The organism is Neorhizobium puerariae (genome assembly GCF_042429745.1).
GTDB classification, from domain to species: Bacteria; Pseudomonadota; Alphaproteobacteria; order Rhizobiales; family Rhizobiaceae; genus Neorhizobium; species Neorhizobium puerariae.
The window spans coordinates 1-21,061 of sequence record NZ_JBHMAA010000031.1 but is presented as its reverse complement, the minus strand read 5'-3'; the positions used below and the strand labels follow the sequence as shown (position 1 = coordinate 21,061).

Sequence of the window (21,061 nt, the reverse complement as noted above, 5' to 3'; positions counted from 1 at the left end):
CAGGTGAGAACATCATGACGACAGCCTCCGTTATTTCGGATTTGATCGATAAACGCAGCGCCGGTTTCATCTCCATGAGCGACAGCATCTGGGATATGCCGGAACTGAGCTTCGGTGAGCATCACGCCGCAGGCCTTTTGATCGATGCCCTGGAAAAAGAGGGATTCCGTATCGAACGCGGCGTTGCGGGCATGCCCACAGCGTTTGTCGCCGAGTTCGGCGAAGACGGTCCGGTGATCGGACTGCTCGGCGAGTACGACGCTCTGGCCGCCTTGAGTCAGGAGGCCGGCGTGGCATCGCGAAGCCCGGTCGAGCAGGGGGGGAGCGGACATGGCTGCGGCCACAACCTGCTCGGCGTCGGCGCCTTGATGGCGGCGGTCGCGGTCAAGGACTACCTACATGCCAATGGCCTGCGAGGACGTGTCCGCTATTACGGATGCCCGGCAGAAGAAGGCGGCGGCGGCAAGGTTTTCATGGCACGCGCCGGCCTCTTCGACGATCTGGCCTTCGCGCTGACCTGGCATCCCGGACCGGCCTTCGGGCTGAAGTCCTATCCGGCCCTGTCGCTTCTGCAGGCAAGGTTCACGTTCGAGGGACGTGCCGCGCATGCCTCCTGGGCACCGCATCTCGGCCGTTCGGCGCTCGATGCGCTCGAACTGATGAATGTCGGCGTCAACTTCCTGCGCGAACACATGCCGCCAGATGCTCGCATCCATTATGCGATCACCAATGCCGGCGGCCTGGCAGCCAACGTCGTTCAGGCGGATGCAGAGTCGCTCTACATCGTTCGTTCCCCGGTCATCACCGATGCCAAGGCCCTTTTCGAACGGGTGCAGGCCGTTGCCGAAGGGGCGGCCCTGATGACCGGCACACGAATGACGGTCCGTGTAACCCAGGGATATTCCAATGTGCTGCTGAACGATGAGCTCGAAAGGGCCATGTATCAGTCGCTCGAACAGCTGGGTCCCGTTCCCTTCGACGATATCGATCGGCAGCTCGCGGGAGAAATCCGCGAGACGTTGACCGATGAGGATGTTGCCTTCTACGAACGAAACTTCGGGCCGATGGGAAATTCGCCGCTTTACGACAGGATCATGCCCAACGAGCGTCAGAACCTGTCCGGCACGACGGATGTCGGCGATGTCAGCTGGATCGTTCCGACGGGCCAGTTCTGGGGCGCCTGCTTTGCGATCGGAACGCCGTTCCACACCTGGCAGCTGGTGGCCCAGGGCAAGTCCTCGGCCGCACATAAGGGCATGGTCCACACCGCCAAGGCGATGGCGCTGACGGCGGTTACCATGCTGGAGCCGGAGAGGATCGACAAGGCCAGAAGCGAATATCTCGGCCGAACCGGCGGCAAGCCCTATCAGTGCCCGATTTCCGATGACCTCATGCCGGAGATCCCCGACCATGGATGATCTTCATTTTACATCCGGCCCGATTCTGTCCGTAAGGGACCTGACCGTCAGCTTCATGTCTGGGGGAAGCGAAAGCAGGCCTGTCGTCGACGGCATATCCTTCGATGTCCATGCCGGCGAAACCGTTGCGATCGTCGGCGAGTCGGGATCTGGCAAAAGCGTCACGTCACTGTCGATCATGCGGCTGCTTTCGTCAGGTTCGAGCAGGATCAAGGGGCAGGTCCTGCTCAATGGCCGCAGCCTGCTTGAACTCCCGGAAAGCGAGATGCGTCGCGTTCGCGGCAATGAAATCGGCATGATTTTCCAGGAGCCGATGACCTCTCTCAATCCCGTGATAAAAGTGGGCCAGCAGATTTCGGAATCGCTCATCCTTCACCGGGGCATGTCGCAGAAGGACGCGCTTGCCGAAGCGGCCCGACTTCTGGACAAGGTGAGAATCCCGGCGGCCATGGACCGGCTGAACGATTTCCCCCACCAGTTTTCGGGCGGCATGCGCCAGCGGGTGATGATCGCGATGGCGCTCGCGTGTCGTCCGAAGCTGCTGATCGCAGACGAACCGACCACCGCCCTCGACGTCACGATCCAGGGCCAGATCATCGATCTGATCCGCGAGCTGCAAAAGGAAGAGCGCACATCCGTGCTGTTCATCACCCATGACATGGGCGTGGTGGCCGAGATCGCCGACCGGACGATGGTCATGTACAAGGGCCAGATCGTCGAGGAAGGGACGACGCTTGACATATTCCAGCGACCGCAGCGGCCTTATACCCGTTCGCTGCTGGCGTCGGTTCCGATCCTCGGTTCAATGGGCGGCCGTGCGTTCACCGCCAAGTTCCCTGTCGTCGATCGCGAAAGCGGCGAGGCCCAGCCGCCGCAGGATTGCCCCGATACGGTAGAGACATCAGGCCCGCCCGTCCTGGAGGTCGATAATCTTTCAACCTATTTTGCCATCAAAAGGAACCTGTTCGGCCGTTCTTCCGGCAGTGTGCACGCGGTGGAAGGTGTCTCGTTCGCTTTGCGCCCCGGCGAGACGCTGTCTCTGGTCGGAGAATCGGGCTGCGGCAAATCGACGACCGGGCGCACCATTCTCGGGCTGACCAAACGGGCGGCCGGCACCATCCGCATCGAAGGGCAGGACGTCACCCGTTTCGGCAAGGCCGAGCAGGCGCGCGTCAGGTCGGCGGCGCAGATGATTTTTCAGGATCCCTTCGCAAGCCTCAATCCGCGCATGCAGATCGGCAAGGCGATCGCCGAACCAATGGTGGTGCATCGTGTCTGCGATGCAGCCGAGGCCCGCGAGCGGGTGCTGAAGCTTCTGGATGTCGTGGGATTGGATCGGTCGATGATCGATCGATACCCTCACGAATTTTCAGGCGGTCAGCGGCAGCGCATCTGCATTGCCCGTGCACTCGCGCTGACACCGAAGGTCATCATCGCCGACGAGGCCGTCTCTGCGCTCGATGTGACAGTGAAGGCTCAGGTCCTGAACCTGATGCTCGACCTGCAGCAGCGGCTGAAGCTTTCCTATCTGTTCATTTCGCACGACATCGCGGCCGTCGAGCGGATCAGCCATCGTATTGCGGTGATGTATCTTGGCGAAATCGTCGAGATCGGGCCGAGGGCGGCGATTTTCGAGAGTCCTCAGCATGCCTATACGCGGAAGCTGCTGTCCGCGGTGTCGATCCCGGATCCCACGAAGCGGCGCGAACGCGCAGTCGGCATCGCCGACGAACTCAAAAGCCCCATTCGGCCCAGGGATTACAAGCCTGCGGCCAGGCAGATCAGGCAGGTCGGAGTCGACCATTTCGTGCAGGCCTGACAAGATAGGCGGAGATGTAACCGGTCTGTCGCCACCGACTTGGCACTTGGAACCGATGCCGTGGAGTGTCCGCGGTTCCCCGGGGGAAGGTCGGCTATCGGGATACTGCTTCGACGAATTCCCCTGATGATTTTCCAGGGCGAAGCCATGTTCAGCGCGGAATGGACGGGAATCCCGTGACCGTAGTCACCGTTATCACGTTCGCGACGAATTCAATATCGTGATGGCCTCCGCAAGAGCTGCATTGATGCGATTACGCGATCGATATGCGGATTGGAGTATAAAGTACCAATCTTTTTCTTCGCTTGGCGTCATGTTCGCCAAATGAAAAGGACCCAATACCGGCCAAGTGGAGGCTTCGTCCTGGACAACGGGCGCTGCCTGAACCAATCCATGACTAAATCTATCGCCGCCAACCTTTTCCAGATTGGTGAACACACGTGACAGTTTGATAGCGGTGTCGTCGTGGGCGGAACCAGTTTCCGTCGATGACTCGAATTCGAGCAGCAGGGATTCAAGCGCGGATAGCTTAAGAAGCACCGGCTCCAAATCAAGATCCTGGCGATGCGCTGGCGTCAGAGCTGTCAGCGTCCTGCCTATGATGTCCAGGTATCCTTTGAATCTTAATGGCAGCCGTTCTTCAGCAAGGAGCCGCCAAAGCACCCTGGCCACGATCTTTGTGTCCCTGGCCATGAAATCTGGCGAGATCTTATCGATCAGATCATCGGGCGTGTGCCACCACCAGCCGCAGGGAATGTCGAAATCGATGTTCTCCGGGGCCTGCTCGCTCAGCAGCCCGAACATGGCTGGAATCCCGACACCCCAGAACGACATGTCGCAATTGCGCTGGATAGGCAGTCCGCGCCGCCGTTGCCCCGTGATTTCCAGGATTGCGTCGTCGGCGAGCGATCCGGTGGAGAGATCCGAGCGGGTGTTCTCCAGCATCGTCGCGCCGACGCCTCCGACAGAATCCAGATTGACGTTGGCAATGCAGCGGCGTTCCATCTCTTCGAAGCGATTATCGGCATACCATGTGGAGCCGGCATATCTCCCGTGCGAATGACCCGACCAGAAACATAGCCTCAGCGCACGTTTCCATTGCCCGCGTACCTGCGCGAGGATCCGAGCCGCCTCCAGCATGAGCGCATTGGCCGAGCCGTTGTCCATGACGCCGCGGTGCCAGGTGTCGTGATGTCCGGACAGGAGGACGAACGGTTCTTCGCAGATATCCTTCACCGTCGGCATATGCGCTTCGAGCAGAGGAATGAGCCTCCATCCGGTATCGACCGTCGCATGAACGGTGACATCGATCGAGCCTGCAAGCGCTGCGTCCACGAGAGATCGCCCGGCCGTCCGCCCGATGCTAAGCACGGCGGTGCTGGGCATGAGTTGAAGGTCGTCGATCGAAGGACTTCCCCAAACCGGGGATACGCCGCCTTCGTGGGGCTGCTCGTGCGGACTGAGGTGAATCTGGGCAATCGCGCCGGCCGCAGAGGCTCGGGATGTCACTCCGGACGAAACAAGTCCTTCAACGAGAACAATCGCACCGCTTATGTCGTCGCGCGCGAAGTCGGACGCAGAACCGCGTCCGACGTGAACCAACCTGCCCGTCAGCCCGCCTTCCGGCGTCGATCTGGCGTGCGAGTGCGTTATGCAAGCAATCGTCATGCCGTCGATGACAATACGCGCATCGACGGGCAGGCTGATGAACGCCGGATGCCTGATGAGGGACGTCCGATAGCCGTAACTTTCCAGCGTCGCCTTGATATAGTCGAGGCTGTTCTTCTCTTCGTCGCTGCCCGCATGTTTGGTCCAGCGGGCGAGCTCTTCCAGATGGCCCATCATTGCGGACGCATCTATGCCGGCCAACAGGCCGTCGTCATCTTCTCTCGACATCAGGGCGATCTCTTGAAATCTCACTGGAAACGGTACGACTTCGCCTTGGCGATATCCGCTTCGAAGTTGATGTCGTTCATCGCCGCGATGAAATCACGGGTGAAATAGCGGGCGGGCTCCGGCGCCTGCGTAATGGTGCCGCTCTGAAGCAGCAGATCGCGAAGCAGCTCGATCTGTGCGTCCTTTACGTCTCCAATCTTTTCGCTCCTGTCAAAGACACGTTCCTTGAAATGCATGAACTTGATGCGAGCGTTGAATTTCAGCCTGTCGACCTGCGCCAGCTGATCCCGCGACAAGCCGACGGATGCGGCCTCCGGATAAACTTTGAAATGCAGCTTGGTCAGTTCCGACGGGTCGGCCGCCGCCATGTAGACAAGCGATCGCGCCAGTGCCTTCGACATCGCACGGACCAATTCCGGCTGCTTCTCCAACGTATCGATGGTTGCACACGTGACGTGCGATATTCCGGTCCGTGGAAGGGGATCCGGGCGGAAGTAGTGAAGTTTTGCGCCGTTGAACTCGAAAGTCGCAAAGGCTGTATCGTAAGAGAAGATTGCGTCGATGCGATTGCGATTGAGGGCGTCCAAGGCAGGTACATCCGTGCCCACGGCGATGTAGGTCATATCCGTGTCGGGGTTCCAGCCCTGCTGACGTACGATCGCCTTCATCAGGACATGTGGTGTGCCGCCAAAGCTGGCAATACCGATCCGCTTGCCTTTCAGGTCCGCAATCGTGTTGATCGGACCGTTTTCGAGCACGGCGATGCTGTAGATGTCGTCCGGAACCTGGCACATGAAAGCCTTGATCGGCGCCTTCTGGCCCACCGCCGCGAACAGTCCCGCGCCACCGTGGGTCGTGAAGGCAGCCTGCCCGCCAAAAAGCATGTTCGTGGCGGCACCCGATCCGTTCACGGTCACCAACTCCACATCCAGTCCTTCCTCCGCGAAGAGGCCCAGACCGAGCGGGATGGAGGAGAAGAAGCCCAGATCAGAACCGCTGATTGACGGCGTCGCGGCGACCATGGTGACCTTGCGCCTCGATTGGGCGAGGGCAGGGGCTGAAATTGCGGTTACAAGACCGATTGCGCCTGCAGCCTTGATGAAATTGCGGCGCGTTGCAGAATACAGGCCATCCGGCCCCGTGACATTAGACATGAGGAAGCTCCGATTGATGATGTATCGCAGGTAAAGGGTCGGGCGAAGGCCTGTCAGGCCCCCGCAATCTCGCTTCCGGCGGACCAGAACAGAAGGCGGTTGCGCAGGAACTGCAGCCCGTAATGGAACATAAGTCCGACGACCGACAGGATGAAGACACTCGCAAACACGCCGGTCGTATCCATCTGGTTCGACTGGTTGAGAATAAGATAGCCCATGCCGCTGCTGGAGCCGACGAACTCGGCCACGATCACCGACAGCATTGCGAATATCAGGGCGATATTTGTGCCGGCAAGAATGAAGGGAAGGGCGGTGGGGATCTTGATCCTGACGAAGGTCTGTAGTCTCGATGCCTTCAGGGTCCGCATCAAGGCCAGCTGATCGTTGTCGATGGTGGACATTCCGTGCATTACGTTGAGAAACACGGGAAAGAATGCCGTGAAAGCGCCTAGGACGATCTTGGAGGATATTCCAAAGCCGAACCATACGATAATGATCGGCGCCAGGGCGATGCGCGGCATCGACTGCAATGCGATCAGAAGCGGAAGAAGGAGCCTCCTGAAAGTCGGCATCTCGGCCACCAGAGTTCCGAGCACGATGCCGAGAGCCGTTGCGATCAGGAAGGATATGACGGTCGACAGCAGGGTGACCCAGAGGTGCGGCACGAAGAGCGGGGCTCCGCGAACCAGCGCCGCGGCAACCTCGGTCGGGCGCGGCAGGAAAAAAGCGGGTATATCGAGAAGTCTGACCGCCGCTTCCCAGGCAAACAGCACGAACATGACGGATGCCAGACCATACACGAAATCCGCACCGGGATAGAATCGCTGGCGCCACTCGCCATTGGACGACTCAGGATGGACCGCCTCAATTGTCATGACGTGTCTCCACCTTCTGCAGAAGGCCGCGGATATGCCCTACGATGTGGCCGAACTGCGGGTTGCCGATCAGGTCCTGATTGCGTTCACCGGGAATATCGACGTCGATGACCTCGCGCACCTTCCCAGGTCGGGCCGACATGACCACGACGCGATTGCTGAGAAGAACCGCTTCGGGAATATTATGCGTTACGAAGACGATCGTCTTGCCGGTCATCTTCCAGATGCGCAGCAGTTCAAGATTGAGTTCGTCACGTGTCATCGCATCCAGCGCAGCAAACGGCTCGTCCATCAGGAGGACACGTGTGTCGTAGATCAGGGCGCGGGCGATGGATGCCCTCTGCTGCATCCCGCCGGAGAGCTCACGCGGATAGGCGTTTTCGAAACCGCTCAGCCCGACCATGTCGAGAAGGCTTTTGGCAGCGGCCAGATACTTGCCTCTGGGCGTCAGCCCCAGAATTTCGATCGGCAGCATCACGTTCTCAAGGATGGTGCGCCACGGCAGCAGGACCGGCTTCTGAAATACCAGGCTGATCTCGCTGGACGGTTCGGTCAGCGGCTGCCCGTCGAAAGCGATCGTTCCGGCCGTCGGGCGGATAAGTCCGGAGATGATGTTGAGCAAGGTTGTCTTGCCACATCCGCTCGGCCCTACGAAGCTGATGAACTCGCCGCTTTTGATCTGAAGATCCGCACTGCTGAGCGCGACGGTCGAGGTGTTTCGATTTGTCCTGTATGTCTTGCTGACGCCGTTTATGCTGATCAGCGGGTTTGCTGAAGAAATTGAAGCCATTGGCATTTTGCGACCTTCTTTTTGGTCAACCGTTCCCTTATTGAGACGAATAGGAACACAGGTTCTTCAAATTGAAAAACAAACTCTTTTCATTTGGCGTTAACCGATAGGTTAATGAAGGGGCTCATCGGTATCGCTGCGGACGTGTTGCGATATCAGGAAATCCCTGAAACGGCGGGCGGCCGACGACAGCCCAACCTCCTTGTTCCAGAGCATGCCGACTTCGGGGAACGTTCCGGGCATCTCGAAATCCACCAATCGAACCGTCCCCGCAGCGGAAAGCTCGCGTGCCAGTCCGAGCGGAATGATCGCCAGCCTGTTGCTCCGGTTGATGATCTCCAGCGTCATGTTCAAGTCACTTGTATCTATGCTGTCGATAGGCGCATCGTGACCCAGCGTGGCCACTATGCGACTGAAATATTCTCGCGTCGCCGTGCCGACGAGCGGCAGGCACCAGCGCATTGCCAGAAGGCTTCTCAGGGAGACCGGAGGGCTGATCGCCGTGCTTTGGCTGCCGGCCACGATCGCCGCACGATTGCGCATCAAAGGGACACTTGCGAGATCGCTTGTGTCGGCGCCGTAACTGATGAAACCGAAACCCAGCTGGATGCTTCCGGCACGAAGCTGGCTGGCAATCACGGCGCTCGTCGAATGAATGATCTCGAACTGGACATCGGGATTGTCCTCGCAGAACTGCAATATGCGGGACGCCACCAAAGGCTGGAGCGAATTGGCCTGAATGCCTACCTGCACCTTACCCTTGGTTCCCGCGTTGAGAAGCAAGAAAAGGTCGCCGAGGGCGCCCAGCTCCCCCAAAATACGCTTGGCGGTGACGACTATATGCTGACCGGCGATCGTTGCGGTCACCGAATTCTTGTGACGTTCGAAAAGCTCCATGCCGATCGCATCCTCGACCTCCTTCAAGGTTTTCGAAACGGCGGCGGCGGAAATGTTCAGAAGCCGTCCCGCAGCGCCGATGCTGCCGATTTCGTCTATCGCGACGATCGTGCGGAGGTGGCGCAAGGTAATCCGGCTTCGAAGAAAAAAACTAGCCTTATCCACAGCGAAGGACCTTGAAGCGTTGGAAACGACTGCCGGTTCGGCGACAGATCGCCCGGCAGGAAAGAGCATCACGGCGGGTAAGCTGCGCTGCGGAGATCAATACTGGCTGATGAGCTTGTCCACGAAAAGGGGCAATTTCGTCGTCAGCTTGATCGTCTTGAGCGCGAAGCTGGAGTTGACCGACTTGACGCCGGGAAGATGCAGAAGAACCTTCTTGAGGAAAAGTTCGTAGTGCTGGACGTCCTTGACGACGATGCGCAGCAAGTAGTCACGCTGGCCTGACATCGAGAAGCACTCGACGATCTCGGGACGATCCTTGACGCTCTGCTCGAATGCCTCGAGTGCATTTTCATCGTGCTGCACTATGTTGATTTCGGCGTAGACGCTGATGCTGAGACCGACGGCCGCAGGGTCCAGAACCACGGTTCGTTCCTTGATCACACCGGATTCCTCGATCTTCTTGAGGCGCCTCCAGCATGGCGTATGGGAGAGCCCGACCTTCGTCGAAAGTTCGGCTGCAGAAAGGTCGGCATTTTCCTGAAGCTCAGAGAGAATTTTCCGATCAATCAGATCCATGAAACACGCATCCTAATTTGTTGCAGGTATAGAAATACATATTTCGCAGTCAATGGCCAACCGGGAAAAAACGCGATGCATGTCCTCTCGGCAATAAGCCATACTGGATACGACGGGAACTGGAGGAACTATGTCGAACCGACCGCCATTGGAGCTTTACATTCCTGAGCCCGCAGCACGGCCGGGCGACATCGCGCAGGTGCCGAATGCCATCCTGCCTGGACCCGGGGAAACACGCAGGCCTGATCCGCTGGTCGCAGAAGCCGAGATGCGCGACATTCCGTTCGAATTGATCCGCGTGCTCGATAGTGAGGGCCGCGCGGTCGGGCCATGGGCGCCGAGCATTTCCGCCGACCGGAAGCGAGCCGGACTGCGCGCCATGATGTTGACGCGCGCATTCGACGAGCGCCTGTTTCGTGCGCACCGGCAAGGCAAGACCAGTTTCTACATGAAGTCCACCGGCGAGGAAGCGATCGGCGCAGCGCAGTCGCTGGTGCTGGGCCGCGGCGACATGTGTTTTCCCACCTATCGGGTCCTCAGTTGGCTGATGGCGCGGGGCTACCCGCTCGTCGAGCTGGTCAACCAGATATTTTCCAACGAACGCGACCCGCTTAAAGGTCGCCAGTTGCCGATCCTTTATTCCGCCCGCGACTATGGTTTCTATTCGCTGTCGGGCAATGTCGGCAGCCGGTTCGGGCATGCAGTGGGCTGGGCCATGGCCTCGGCCTACAAGAACGACGACAAGATCGCGCTCGCCTATATCGGCGATGGCACGACGGCGGAAGGCGACTTTCACGAGGCGCTGACCTTCGCCTCCGTTTACCACGCGCCTTGCATTTTGTGCGTGACCAACAACCAGTGGGCGATCTCGAGCTTTTCCGGCATCGCTGGGGCAAACGAGACGACTTTTGCGGCCAAGGCCATTGCTTACGGCCTGCCCGGCCTTCGGGTCGACGGCAACGATTTCCTCGCCGTATGGGCGGCGACCGAATGGGCGGTCGACCGCGCCCGCGCCAACAAGGGCGCGACGCTGATCGAATTTTACACCTATCGCGTCGAGGGGCATTCGACCTCCGACGATCCTACCAAATACCGGCCGGCCGACGAGGCGAAACACTGGCCGCTCGGCGACCCCGTCGAGCGGCTGAAAGAGCATCTGGTTGCCATCGGCGAGTGGGACGACGCGCGGCATGCAGCCCTGGCCGAGGAACTCGACGAAGCGGTTCGCGCGGCCGTCAAGGAAGCGGAAGCCGTCGGCACGCTCGGCAAGTCGAAGCCATCAGTCAAGGAGATGTTCGAAGGCGTCTTCAAGGAGCCGGACTGGCGGGTGATCGAGCAGCGCCGCGAGCTGGGGATCTGATCATGCCGACGATGAACATGATACAGGCGCTGAATTCCGCGCTCGACGTGAAACTCAGCCAGGATCCGGACACCCTCATCTTCGGCGAGGATGTGGGATATTTCGGTGGCGTTTTCCGCGTGACCGATGGCTTGCAGAAAAAACACGGTCTGAAACGCTGCTTCGATGCGCCGATCTCGGAAGGCGGCATTATCGCAACAGCCATTGGAATGGGCGCCTATGGCTTGCGGCCGATCCCGGAAATCCAGTTCGCCGATTACATTCTGCCGGCCTTCGACCAGCTTGTTTCGGAAGCGGCGCGACTGCGCTACCGATCGAATGGCGAATTCTGGGCGCCGATTACCGTCCGTTCGCCCTATGGCGGCGGCATTTTCGGCGGACAGACGCATTCCCAGTCTCCGGAGGCGATCTTCGCCCATATCACCGGCCTCAAGACAGTCATTCCATCCAACCCCTACGATGCCAAGGGCTTGCTGATTGCCTCGATCGAAGAAGACGATCCGGTCATTTTCCTCGAGCCCAAACGACTTTATAATGGCCCCTTCGACGGCAGGCATGACCAGGAGTTGAAAACCTGGGCCGGCGATCCGGCGGCGGAAGTCCCGGAAGGTCATTACACCGTGCCGCTCGGCAAGGCGGCAGTGGTGCGAGAGGGCGGGCAAGCGACCGTGCTCGCTTACGGCACCATGGTGCATGTCGCAAAGGCCGGCATAGCGGACAGCGGAGTCGATGCGGAACTGATCGACCTGCGTTCCATCGTGCCGCTCGACATCGACACGATCGTCGCGTCGGTCGCGAAGACCGGCCGTTGCATCATTCTGCACGAGGCATCCCGGTTCGGCGGCTTCGGCGGCGAGTTGTCGGCGCTTGTCCAGGAACGCTGTTTCTGGTCCCTGAAGAGCCCGATCGAGCGCGTGGCGGGGTGGGACACGCCTTATCCGCATGCGTTCGAGTGGGACTATTTCCCCGGTCCGACCCGGCTAGCGGCAGCGCTCAAGCGCGTGATGGAGAATTGACGATGGGTCAGTATCATTTCCGCCTGCCGGATATCGGCGAAGGCGTCGCGGAAGCCGAAGTCGTCGTCTGGCACGTCAAGGTCGGCGATCACGTGAAGGAAGACCAGAGCCTTGTCGACGTCATGACCGACAAGACGACGGTCGATATGACGTCACCGGTGGAGGGCGTGATCACCGCGCTCCACGGCGAGGTGGGCGGCATGCTCAAGGTCGGTTCGGTGATGATCGAGCTGGAGGTCGAAGGTGAAGGCAATGTCCGGCCGGGCGCCGTGGCAACGCCTCTAGTACAGGCGGCCGACACGCCAGCGCCCGCGCTGCCGGAGATAAAGATTGCCGCACCGTCGGCACCGCCGACGGAAGCGAAAAAGCCCGTGACGCACGTCCAACGGCCGAACGCGGATCCGTTTGCCGCGCCTGCGACGCGCCGGCGCGCCCACGAACTCGGAATTCCGCTGCAATTCGTGAAAGGGACTGGGCACGGCGGGCGCATCCTGCCGGACGATCTCGACGCCTATCTGGCGGCCGACCATTCTGTCGCACAAACAGGCGCCATCATGGTTCGACGCGAAGGCGTCAGCGATACGAAGATCATCGGCCTGCGCCGCAAGATCGCGGAAAAGATGCAGGATGCCAAGCGTCGCATCCCTCACATCACCTATGTCGAGGAAGTCGATGTCACCGAACTCGAAGCGCTGCGCCAGAACCTGAACGCCAATCGCGTCGAGGGTCAGCCGAAACTCACCCTGCTGCCGTTCTTCATCCGCGCGCTGGTGCGCACGCTACCCGATTTTCCGCAGATCAATGCGCGTTACGACGACGATGCAGGCGTGCTGCATTCCCACGAAGGCGTGCATGTGGGGATCGCGACCCAGACGCCCGGCGGGCTGATGGTGCCGGTCGTCCGGCATGCCGAGGCCATGAACATCTGGGAATGCGCCAGCGAGTTGGGCCGCGTCTCTTCGGCCGCCAAGGCCGGAACGGCGTCGCGCGACGAGCTTTCCGGCTCGACGATCACCATTACCTCGCTGGGCACGCTGGGCGGCATCGTCTCGACGCCGGTGATCAATCATCCCGAGGTCGCCATCCTCGGCCCCAACAAGATTGCCGAAAGGCCGATCCTGCAGGGCAATTTCGTCAGCATCCGCAAGGTGATGAACTTGTCCTCGGCCTTCGACCACCGTATCGTCGACGGGTATGATGCCGCGCTCTTCATCAACGCCATCAAACGCCTTCTCGAACATCCCGCGCTCATCTTCATGGATCCCGTGGCATGACCGACAGTCTTTCTCCCAAGGTTCTCGTGATCGGCGGTGGGCCGGGTGGCTATGTCGCGGCCATCCGCGCAGGTCAGCTCGGTCTCGATACGGTTCTTGTCGATGGTTCGCGCCTCGGCGGTACGTGCCTCGTGCGCGGTTGCATCCCCTCGAAAGCGCTGATCCATACCGCCGGCTTGTTCGAGGAGATGTCGCAGGCGGCGTCCGACAAAGGCCGCTTCGGCATAAGGCTGGCGCAGAAGCCGTCGGTGGATTTCGGCGAGACGATCGCTTGGAAGGCAAGCATTGTCGACCGGCTGAGCGGCGGCGTCGCCGGCCTGCTGCGCAAGGCCAAGGTGCGCGTTATCAATGGCTGGGCCACCTTTTCGGACGCCAAGACCTGCACTGTCGAGACAGACGGGGGAAAGGTCGCCATCAGGGCCGAGAACGTCATACTGGCGACCGGCTCGGTGCCGGTCGAGCTGCCGTTCCTGCCGTTCGGCGGCCGGGTCATATCTTCGACCGAAGCGCTGTCGCTGCCTGAAGTCCCGCGGCAACTGGTGGTGATCGGGGCCGGCTATATCGGGCTGGAACTCGGCATCGCCTATGCGAAGCTCGGCGCCGAGGTGACCATTGTCGAGGCGCAGGACAGGATACTGCCGCTCTACGATGCAAAGCTGACCGCGCCGGTCGCCCGCTGGCTCGATCTGCACGGCGTGACGGTGCATCTCGGGGCCAAGGCGCTCGGCCTCGACGGCGACATGCTGATGATCGAGACCGGCCGCGGCGAAAAGCAGGCTCTTTCCAACGACCGTATTTTGGTGACGGTCGGTCGCGCGCCGCTGACGGACGGCTGGGGGCTGGAGGCAATGAACCTTCCGCGCCGGGGCCGCTTCGTGCAGGTCGATGAGACATGCGCGACCGGGACCGCGGGCGTATGGGCAATCGGCGATCTCGTCGGCGAGCCGATGCTCGCCCACAAAGCTTCCGCGCAAGGGGAAATGGTCGCCGAGATCATTGCCGGCAAGCGCCGCCGCTTCGCGCCTGCCGGCATTCCCGCCGTCTGCTTCACCGAGCCCGAGATCGTCACGATCGGTGTCGATGCGCCGACCGAAGCCCATGTCGTCGGCCAGTTTCCCTTCCAGGCCAACGGCCGGGCGCTCTCCATGGATGCCGGGGACGACGGCGGCTTCGTCCGCACCGTCGCGGAAAAGGCAAGTGGGCGGATCGTCGGCATACAGGCCGCCGGCCGCCATATTTCCGAGCTGGCCGGCGAGTTTGCCACACTGGTCGAAATGGGGGCGACGCTGGAGGATGTCGCCGGCATCATCCACGCGCATCCGACCCTGGGCGAGGCCACGCATGAAAGCGCCCTGAAGGCGCTGGGCCACGCCCTGCATATCTGAATGAAAACCGGCAGCGGAGGATCGGCCGGTTTTGTACCATGCCTTTCATCGAAAGGCTTATCAGGAGGTTCACCTGCATGACGGACTTGAATTTTGCATTGACCGAGATGGCGGACCAGATACGCGAGACGACGTTCAGGTTCGCCGGTGACCGCATCGCCCCGATCGCATCCGAAATCGACCGCAACGACCGGTTTCCGATCGAGCTATGGCCGGAACTGGGCGCACTCGGTCTTCACGGGATCACGGCGGAGGAGAGATACGGCGGTCTGGCGCTCGGCTATCTGGAGCATGTGATCGCATGCGAGGAAGTGAGCCGCGCCTCCGCCTCCGTGGGCCTATCCTATGGGGCGCATTCCAATCTGTGCATCAACCAGATCTCCCGATGGGGATCGGATGCCCAGAAGGAGAAGTATCTGCCGAAACTGATCTCCGGCGAGCATGTCGGAAGCTTGGCCATGTCGGAGGCCGGTGCCGGCTCGGATGTGGTTTCCATGCGGCTGCGGGCCGACAAGGTGGACGGTGGCTACCGCCTCAACGGGACCAAATTCTGGATCACCAATGCTGCTTATGCCGAAACGCTGGTGGTCTATGCCAAGACCGCTCCCGACGCCGGAACGAAAGGCATTACTGCTTTCCTCGTGGAGAAAGGCTTCGCAGGCTTCTCGATCGGCCAGAAGATCGACAAGGTCGGCATGCGCGGGTCTCCCACGGCGGAACTCGTGTTCGATGATTGCTTCGTTCCGGACGAGAATATCATGGGACCGGTAAACGACGGCGTGAAAGTGCTGATGTCCGGTCTCGATTACGAGAGGGTCGTGCTGTCGGGTATCCAGCTCGGCATCATGCAGGCCTGCCTCGATGTCGTTCTGCCCTATGTGCGGGAGCGAAAGCAGTTCGGCACGTCGATCGGCAGTTTTCAACTGATCCAGGCGAAAGTCGCCGACATGGTCGTGGCACTGAACTCGGCCCGTTCCTACGTCTATACGGTCGCCAAAGCCTGCGATGCCGGCAAGACCACCCGACACGACGCGGCCGGCGCCATCCTCTACGCATCAGAATGTGCGGTGAAGGTTGCAGAACAGTCGGTCCAGGCGCTCGGCGGTGCGGGCTATACCAAGGACTGGCCGGTCGAACGGTTCTGGCGCGACGCGAAGCTGCTCGACATCGGTGCCGGCACCAACGAGGTTCGTCGCATGCTGATCGGTCGGGAAGTCATCGGAAGCGAGGCGCGGAGCTGATGACGCAGCTACAAACCATGCTGGACCGCCAATCGGATGCGTTTCTGACGAACGCATCGCATCACCGTGCGCTCGCGGCGGAGCTGCGGGAAAAAGTTGCCGCGGCATCGCTTGGAGGGCCGGAAAAGCACCGAGAACGCCATGTTTCGCGCGGAAAGCTCTTGCCGCAGGATCGTGTCCAGCGTCTTCTCGATCCCGGTTCGCCGTTTCTTGAAATCGGCCAGCTCGCGGCCGGCGGCATGTATGGCGACGAGGCGCCGGGCGCCAGCATGATCGCCGGTATCGGACGCATTTCGGGTCGCGAATGCATGATCATCGCGCACGACCCGACCGTCAAAGGCGGCGCGTATTTCCCGATGACGGTGAAGAAGCATCTGCGCGCGCAGGAGATCGCCTCCGAAAACCGGCTGCCATGCATTTATCTCGTGGATTCGGGCGGAGCGAACCTGCCGCATCAGGCGGAGGTTTTTCCCGACCGGGATCATTTCGGTCGTATCTTCTTTAACCAGGCACAGATGTCGGCAGCGGGAATTCCGCAGATCGCCTGCGTCATGGGAAGCTGTACGGCTGGCGGGGCCTATGTTCCCGCCATGTCCGACGAGACCGTCATCGTTCGCAATCAGGGCACGATCTTTCTGGCCGGCCCGCCGCTGGTCAAGGCCGCGACCGGTGAGGTGATTTCAGCGGAAGAGCTGGGCGGCGCGGAAACGCATGGCCGCAAATCCGGCGTGGTCGATCACGTCGCCGAAAACGACGAGCATGCTCTTCTCATCGTGCGGGACATCGTCGCGACCCTCAACCGGCCGAAACACATCGATATCGAGATTGCCGAGCCGAAACCGCCGAAATTCGATCCGACGGACCTTTATGGCATCGTTCCGAAGGACATTCGCACGCCTTACGATGTCCGCGAAGTCATCGCCCGCATCGTGGACGGATCCGAATTGCAGGAGTTCAAGCCGCTTTACGGGACGACGCTGGTCTGCGGCTTTGCGCGGATCTGGGGAATGCCCGTCGCGATCCTCGCCAATAACGGCGTGCTGTTTTCCGAAAGCGCACTGAAGGGCACGCATTTTATCGAGCTGGCGTGTCAGCGGCGCATCCCACTGCTTTTCCTGCAAAACATTTCCGGCTTCATGGTCGGCGGAAAGTATGAAGCGGAAGGCATCGCCAAGCACGGCGCCAAGCTGGTGACGGCTGTGTCGACCGCTTCGGTCCCCAAGATCACCGTGTTGATCGGCGGCAGTTACGGCGCAGGCAATTACGGCATGTGCGGACGAGCCTTTCAGCCGCGCTTCCTGTTCAGCTGGCCCAACGCCCGCATTTCGGTGATGGGTGGCGAGCAGGCTGCTTCGGTTCTCGCTTCCGTTCACCGCGACGCCGAACGATGGAGCCCGGAAGAAGCGGAAGCCTTCAAGGTGCCTATACGGCAGAAATACGAGGACGAGGGTAACCCCTACTATGCCACGGCGCGAATGTGGGACGATGGTATCATCGATCCCGTCCAGACCAGGGATGTGCTGGGCCTGGCGTTTTCCGCGACGCTGAATGCGCCGATCCCGGAACGGGCGCAGTTCGGCATTTTCCGGATGTGACGGCTTTGAGAGGATGAGACGGTGATTGAGAGCCTTCTGATTGCCAATCGCGGCGAGATCGCCCGGCGGATCATACGGACTGCCCGAAAACTCGGTATCCGCACGGTGGCCGTCTATTCCGAGGCCGATCGTGAGATGCCCTTCGTGCGCGAGGCCGACGATGCCGTAGCCATTGGACCGGCGGCGGCGCGCGAGAGCTACCTGCGACATGACCGTATTCTTGAAGCGGCGCGGCAGACCGGCGCGCTGGCCATCCATCCCGGTTATGGCTTCCTGTCGGAGAATGCCGAATTTGCCGAGGCTGTGATCGCTGCCGGTCTCATCTGGATCGGCGCTCCGCCGGCTTCCATCCGCGCCATGGGGCTGAAGGATGCGGCCAAGCAGCGTATGATCGCCGCCAAGGTGCCCGTGACGCCCGGATATCTTGGCAAGGATCAGGCTCCGGCGCGGCTTCAGCGTGAAGCGGAATCCATCGGTTACCCGGTGCTGATCAAGGCGGTGGCCGGCGGGGGAGGCAAGGGCATGCGCCGTGTCGACCAGGCGGACGACTTCCAGGCGGCGCTTGCCAGTTGCCAGCGCGAGGCGGCCTCCTCCTTCGGCGACCAGCGGGTCCTGATCGAGAAATATATACTCTCGCCGCGGCATATCGAGGTCCAAGTCTTCGGCGATACGCTCGGCAATGTCGTCCACCTGTTCGAACGAGATTGTTCGCTGCAGAGGCGTCATCAGAAAGTCATCGAGGAGGCTCCGGCGCCCGGCATGGATGCGGCAACGCGTCAGGCAGTCTGCGAAGCTGCCGTCAAGGCGGCGCGTGCAGTCGATTATGTCGGGGCGGGAACGATTGAATTCATCGCCGATGCGTCGGAAGGTCTTCGCGCGGACCGCATCTGGTTCATGGAAATGAATACCCGGCTTCAGGTGGAGCATCCGGTGACGGAGGCGATCACCGGGCAGGATCTCGTCGAATGGCAATTGAGGGTCGCGTCTGGCGAACCTCTGCCGCTGCGGCAGGTGGAGATTTCCATCAACGGTTGGGCCATGGAGGCCCGGCTTTATGCGGAAAATCCGTCGACCGGCTTCTTGCCCTCCATTGGCCGGCTCGATCATTTGCGCCTGCCGCGCGATCTTCGCGTCGATAGCGGAGTGGAGGAGGGCGGCGAGGTCACCTCCCATTACGATCCGATGATCGCAAAGCTGATCGCTCACGGCCCAACACGCAGCCAGGCGGCGCAGAAACTGGCCGCCGGCGCGTGCGATGTGGAAATATGGCCTGTGCGAACGAATGCGGCATTCTTGGCACGCACGTTGAAGCATCCGGATTTCGTCCGCGGCGCTGTCAATACCGGCTTTATCGAGCACCATTCCGCTGATCTCATTCCGCCCACCGAACCCGGAACGCCGGTCTTGCAGGCCGCTGCCGCTGCGCTCCATCCGAGCAACGGGAACGAAGCCTGGACTGGGCTCAAGGGTTTTCGGCTGAATGCCGCAAATTATCGCTACACGGCGGTCGAGGTTGCAGACAAGCCGTATTTTCTGGAGATATCCGGAGATACCCCATACGGCCGTATCGAAAACAACGTGTTGTTCATCGATGGCGAGGCTTGGCCTTTCAGTCCCCGTAGGACTGGCCACGCGGCTGGCGGCGGTGGTGCGGCCGATGGTACGATCATGGCGCCGATGCCGGGCAGCATCATCGCGGTTTCGGTTGCCAAAGGAGACAAGGTGAAGCGTGGCCAGTCCCTCGTCGTCATCGAGGCCATGAAAATGGAGCAGACGCTGAATGCGCCGTTTGATGGCGTGGTCGCCGAGCTCAAGGCGGTCAAGGGCGGACAGGTTGCCGAAGGCGGCCTGCTCGTCAGGATCGAAGGAGAATAACAATGGCGGGCCGTTTTTTCGAAGATTGGACCATCGGTGACAGGATCAGCCACGAAATCCGCCGTACCGTGACGGAGACCGACAACCTCCTGTTCTCAACCATGACCCATAATCCCCAACCGCTACATCTGGATATCGAGGCGGCGAAAGCCAGTGAATTCGGCCAGATCCTAGTCAACGGTACATTCACCTTTTCTCTGATGGTGGGCCTTTCCGTTGGCGGCACGACGCTCGGGACGCTTGTGGCAAATCTGGGCTACGACAAGCTCGTCATGCCGAAACCGGTTTTTATCGGCGATACGATGCGTGCGGAAACAGAGATCGTCGAGTTGAAGGAAAGCCGTTCCCGGCCGACGGCGGGCATCGTGGTTTTCCGCCACGAACTGATCAACCAGCGCAGCGAGATGGTATGCCAATGCCTCCGATCTGCCCTGGTGCACCGGAGGCACCAATGAGGCTGCGCTCGCTGCTGTTCGTTCCCGGAGACAGGCCCGAACGTATGGAAAAGGCATTGGGGTTCGGCGCCGATGCCCTGATCCTCGATCTGGAAGATGCCGTCGCGCTGGAGGCCAAGCCGGCGGCCCGGCAGGCGACGGCCACCTTCTTGCGTTCGGCCGAACGGCGGGTAAAGCTTTTCGTGCGTGTCAATCCGCTTGGTAGCGGAATGCTGGACGAGGATCTCGCCGCTGTGCTCAATGCGGGTCCAGACGGGCTTTTGCTGCCGAAGGCGGAGGGGGCGAAAAGCGTCGAGGCATTGCACACGAAAATCGGAGCGCTGCCGATCCTGCCGATCGCCACCGAAACGCCGGCCGCAATATTCGAGATCGGCAGTTATACCGCAGTTCGCTCGATGTTGCTCGGATTGACCTGGGGCGCAGAAGACCTGCCGGCGGCAATCGGCGCCTCGAGCTCACGTGAAGAGGATGGGCGCTATAGGCCGCCTTACGAACTTGCGCGCTCGCTGACCCTGTTCGGAGCCCACGCGGCCGGCGTCGCGGCGATCGAGACGATCTATCCCGCTTTTCGCGACCTTGAGGGCCTGGAGCGCTACGCCAGACGCGCACGCTGTGACGGGTTTACCGGAATGATGGCGATTCATCCGGCTCAGGTGTCCGTCATCAACCAGGCTTTCACTCCGAGTGACGAAGAGGTAGCGCAGGCCCGCACGATCATTGCTGCATTCGCAGCAAACCCAGGAAATGGCGCTCTGCAGTTCGACGGCCGAATGATTGACGCACCACATCTTAAGCTGGCAGAACGGCTTATCAGCTTAGCAGATGGTCTCGAGCGAAAGTAGCAAAATGGGCAGGAGTCGCGTCTCATTTCAAAAACTGCCCTATACTGAAAGGCCTTAGGTTCAGAAGCTTACATTATTATTCACATGTCGTTGATCCGTATCCCGTCAAGCGCACCAATATTCCGAGCGAAACTGAGTCCTGAATTTCCTATAATTCAGGGATGATAGAGCCATCCATCGTCATAGCCGGATTGAAACGGAAGCAACGGGAAATCCTCGGTGCCATCCGTTCCTATGAATCACAGATTGCCAAAGCAAAGCATGATCTCGCCCATATCAATGCCTCGATGAAAATCCTTGAATGTGTTTCGGCGTGGAATATTGACCCCTCTGGCGGGGTGACCGGCGTCCAATTTTGACCCCCCACCTGTTTCGTCTGACCATCCGTCTTTTGCTGGCGGATGGAGGGGGAGTTGAAGCGAGTGGAT

General features: G+C 60.5%; 17 protein-coding genes and 1 pseudogene. 11 read left to right on the top strand and 7 right to left on the bottom strand.

The features are described 5' to 3' along the window. The first annotated feature begins 14 nt into the window (after positions 1-14). Both ACFFP0_RS24080 and ACFFP0_RS24075 read left to right on the top strand, forming a co-directional pair. Positions 15-1,418, top strand: a complete 1,404-nt coding sequence (locus ACFFP0_RS24080) for a M20 family metallopeptidase (RefSeq protein WP_377264758.1) — start codon at positions 15-17, stop codon at positions 1,416-1,418. Continuing rightward, on the top strand, positions 1,411-3,237 hold the full coding sequence (locus tag ACFFP0_RS24075; protein WP_377264757.1) for an ABC transporter ATP-binding protein: 1,827 nt from the start codon (positions 1,411-1,413) through the stop codon (positions 3,235-3,237). The genes ACFFP0_RS24080 and ACFFP0_RS24075 overlap by 8 nt, the downstream gene beginning before the upstream one ends. A 195-nt stretch (positions 3,238-3,432) precedes the next feature. Here ACFFP0_RS24075 and ACFFP0_RS24070 read toward each other — a convergent pair whose 3' ends face one another. From ACFFP0_RS24070 to ACFFP0_RS24045, 6 genes are all read right to left on the bottom strand, one after another. Further along, entirely contained in the window at positions 3,433-5,133 is a 1,701-nt protein-coding gene (locus tag ACFFP0_RS24070; protein WP_377264756.1) for a M28 family peptidase, read from the bottom strand. 20 nt (positions 5,134-5,153) lie between these two features. After that, positions 5,154-6,287 carry an ABC transporter substrate-binding protein gene (locus ACFFP0_RS24065; protein ID WP_377264755.1) on the bottom strand — a complete coding sequence of 378 codons (1,134 nt, stop codon included), beginning with the start codon at positions 6,285-6,287 and terminating at the stop codon, positions 5,154-5,156. A gap of 53 nt (positions 6,288-6,340) precedes the next feature. Next, positions 6,341-7,162 carry an ABC transporter permease gene (locus ACFFP0_RS24060; protein WP_377264754.1) on the bottom strand — a complete coding sequence of 274 codons (822 nt, stop codon included), beginning with the start codon at positions 7,160-7,162 and terminating at the stop codon, positions 6,341-6,343. After that, on the bottom strand, positions 7,152-7,958 hold the full coding sequence (locus ACFFP0_RS24055) for an ABC transporter ATP-binding protein (protein ID WP_377264753.1): 807 nt from the start codon (positions 7,956-7,958) through the stop codon (positions 7,152-7,154). The genes ACFFP0_RS24060 and ACFFP0_RS24055 overlap by 11 nt, the downstream gene beginning before the upstream one ends. A 105-nt stretch (positions 7,959-8,063) precedes the next feature. Further along, a complete protein-coding gene (locus ACFFP0_RS24050; protein ID WP_377264752.1) occupies positions 8,064-8,975 on the bottom strand; it encodes a LysR family transcriptional regulator in 912 nt (303 codons plus the stop codon). 135 nt (positions 8,976-9,110) lie between these two features. Beyond that, positions 9,111-9,590: an Lrp/AsnC family transcriptional regulator gene (locus ACFFP0_RS24045; protein ID WP_377264751.1), complete on the bottom strand. Its 480-nt coding sequence runs from the start codon at positions 9,588-9,590 to the stop codon at positions 9,111-9,113. A 130-nt stretch (positions 9,591-9,720) separates the two neighbouring features. On the opposite strand from ACFFP0_RS24045, the gene ACFFP0_RS24040 reads away from it, so the two are divergent. The 9 genes from ACFFP0_RS24040 to ACFFP0_RS24000 all read left to right on the top strand — a co-directional run bounded on the left by ACFFP0_RS24040 (position 9,721) and on the right by ACFFP0_RS24000 (position 20,633). Continuing rightward, positions 9,721-10,950, top strand: a complete 1,230-nt coding sequence (locus ACFFP0_RS24040; RefSeq protein WP_377264750.1) for a thiamine pyrophosphate-dependent enzyme — start codon at positions 9,721-9,723, stop codon at positions 10,948-10,950. Between the two features lie 2 nt (positions 10,951-10,952). Beyond that, on the top strand, positions 10,953-11,966 hold the full coding sequence (locus ACFFP0_RS24035; RefSeq protein ID WP_377264749.1) for an alpha-ketoacid dehydrogenase subunit beta: 1,014 nt from the start codon (positions 10,953-10,955) through the stop codon (positions 11,964-11,966). 2 nt (positions 11,967-11,968) lie between these two features. Further along, positions 11,969-13,240 carry a dihydrolipoamide acetyltransferase family protein gene (locus ACFFP0_RS24030; RefSeq protein ID WP_377264748.1) on the top strand — a complete coding sequence of 424 codons (1,272 nt, stop codon included), beginning with the start codon at positions 11,969-11,971 and terminating at the stop codon, positions 13,238-13,240. Next, positions 13,237-14,625: a dihydrolipoyl dehydrogenase gene (gene lpdA / locus ACFFP0_RS24025; protein ID WP_377264747.1), complete on the top strand. Its 1,389-nt coding sequence runs from the start codon at positions 13,237-13,239 to the stop codon at positions 14,623-14,625. The genes ACFFP0_RS24030 and lpdA overlap by 4 nt, the downstream gene beginning before the upstream one ends. A 77-nt stretch (positions 14,626-14,702) precedes the next feature. Beyond that, positions 14,703-15,866, top strand: coding sequence for an isovaleryl-CoA dehydrogenase (locus tag ACFFP0_RS24020; RefSeq protein WP_377264746.1), 1,164 nt, complete (start codon positions 14,703-14,705; stop codon positions 15,864-15,866). Then, positions 15,866-17,461: a carboxyl transferase domain-containing protein gene (locus tag ACFFP0_RS24015; RefSeq protein ID WP_377264745.1), complete on the top strand. Its 1,596-nt coding sequence runs from the start codon at positions 15,866-15,868 to the stop codon at positions 17,459-17,461. The genes ACFFP0_RS24020 and ACFFP0_RS24015 overlap by 1 nt, the downstream gene beginning before the upstream one ends. 21 nt (positions 17,462-17,482) lie before the next feature. Further along, a complete protein-coding gene (locus tag ACFFP0_RS24010; RefSeq protein ID WP_377264744.1) occupies positions 17,483-19,336 on the top strand; it encodes an acetyl/propionyl/methylcrotonyl-CoA carboxylase subunit alpha in 1,854 nt (617 codons plus the stop codon). 2 nt (positions 19,337-19,338) lie between these two features. Next, on the top strand, positions 19,339-19,791 hold the full coding sequence (locus tag ACFFP0_RS24005; RefSeq protein ID WP_377264743.1) for a MaoC family dehydratase: 453 nt from the start codon (positions 19,339-19,341) through the stop codon (positions 19,789-19,791). Next, complete coding sequence (locus ACFFP0_RS24000) at positions 19,788-20,633, top strand: HpcH/HpaI aldolase/citrate lyase family protein (protein ID WP_377264742.1); 846 nt, start codon at positions 19,788-19,790, stop codon at positions 20,631-20,633. Before ACFFP0_RS24005 ends, ACFFP0_RS24000 begins: the two co-directional genes overlap by 4 nt. A 239-nt stretch (positions 20,634-20,872) precedes the next feature. On the opposite strand, the pseudogene ACFFP0_RS23995 reads toward ACFFP0_RS24000, so the two are convergent. Further along, positions 20,873-21,061 (bottom strand): annotated as a pseudogene (locus tag ACFFP0_RS23995) (hypothetical protein); the annotation flags it as partial.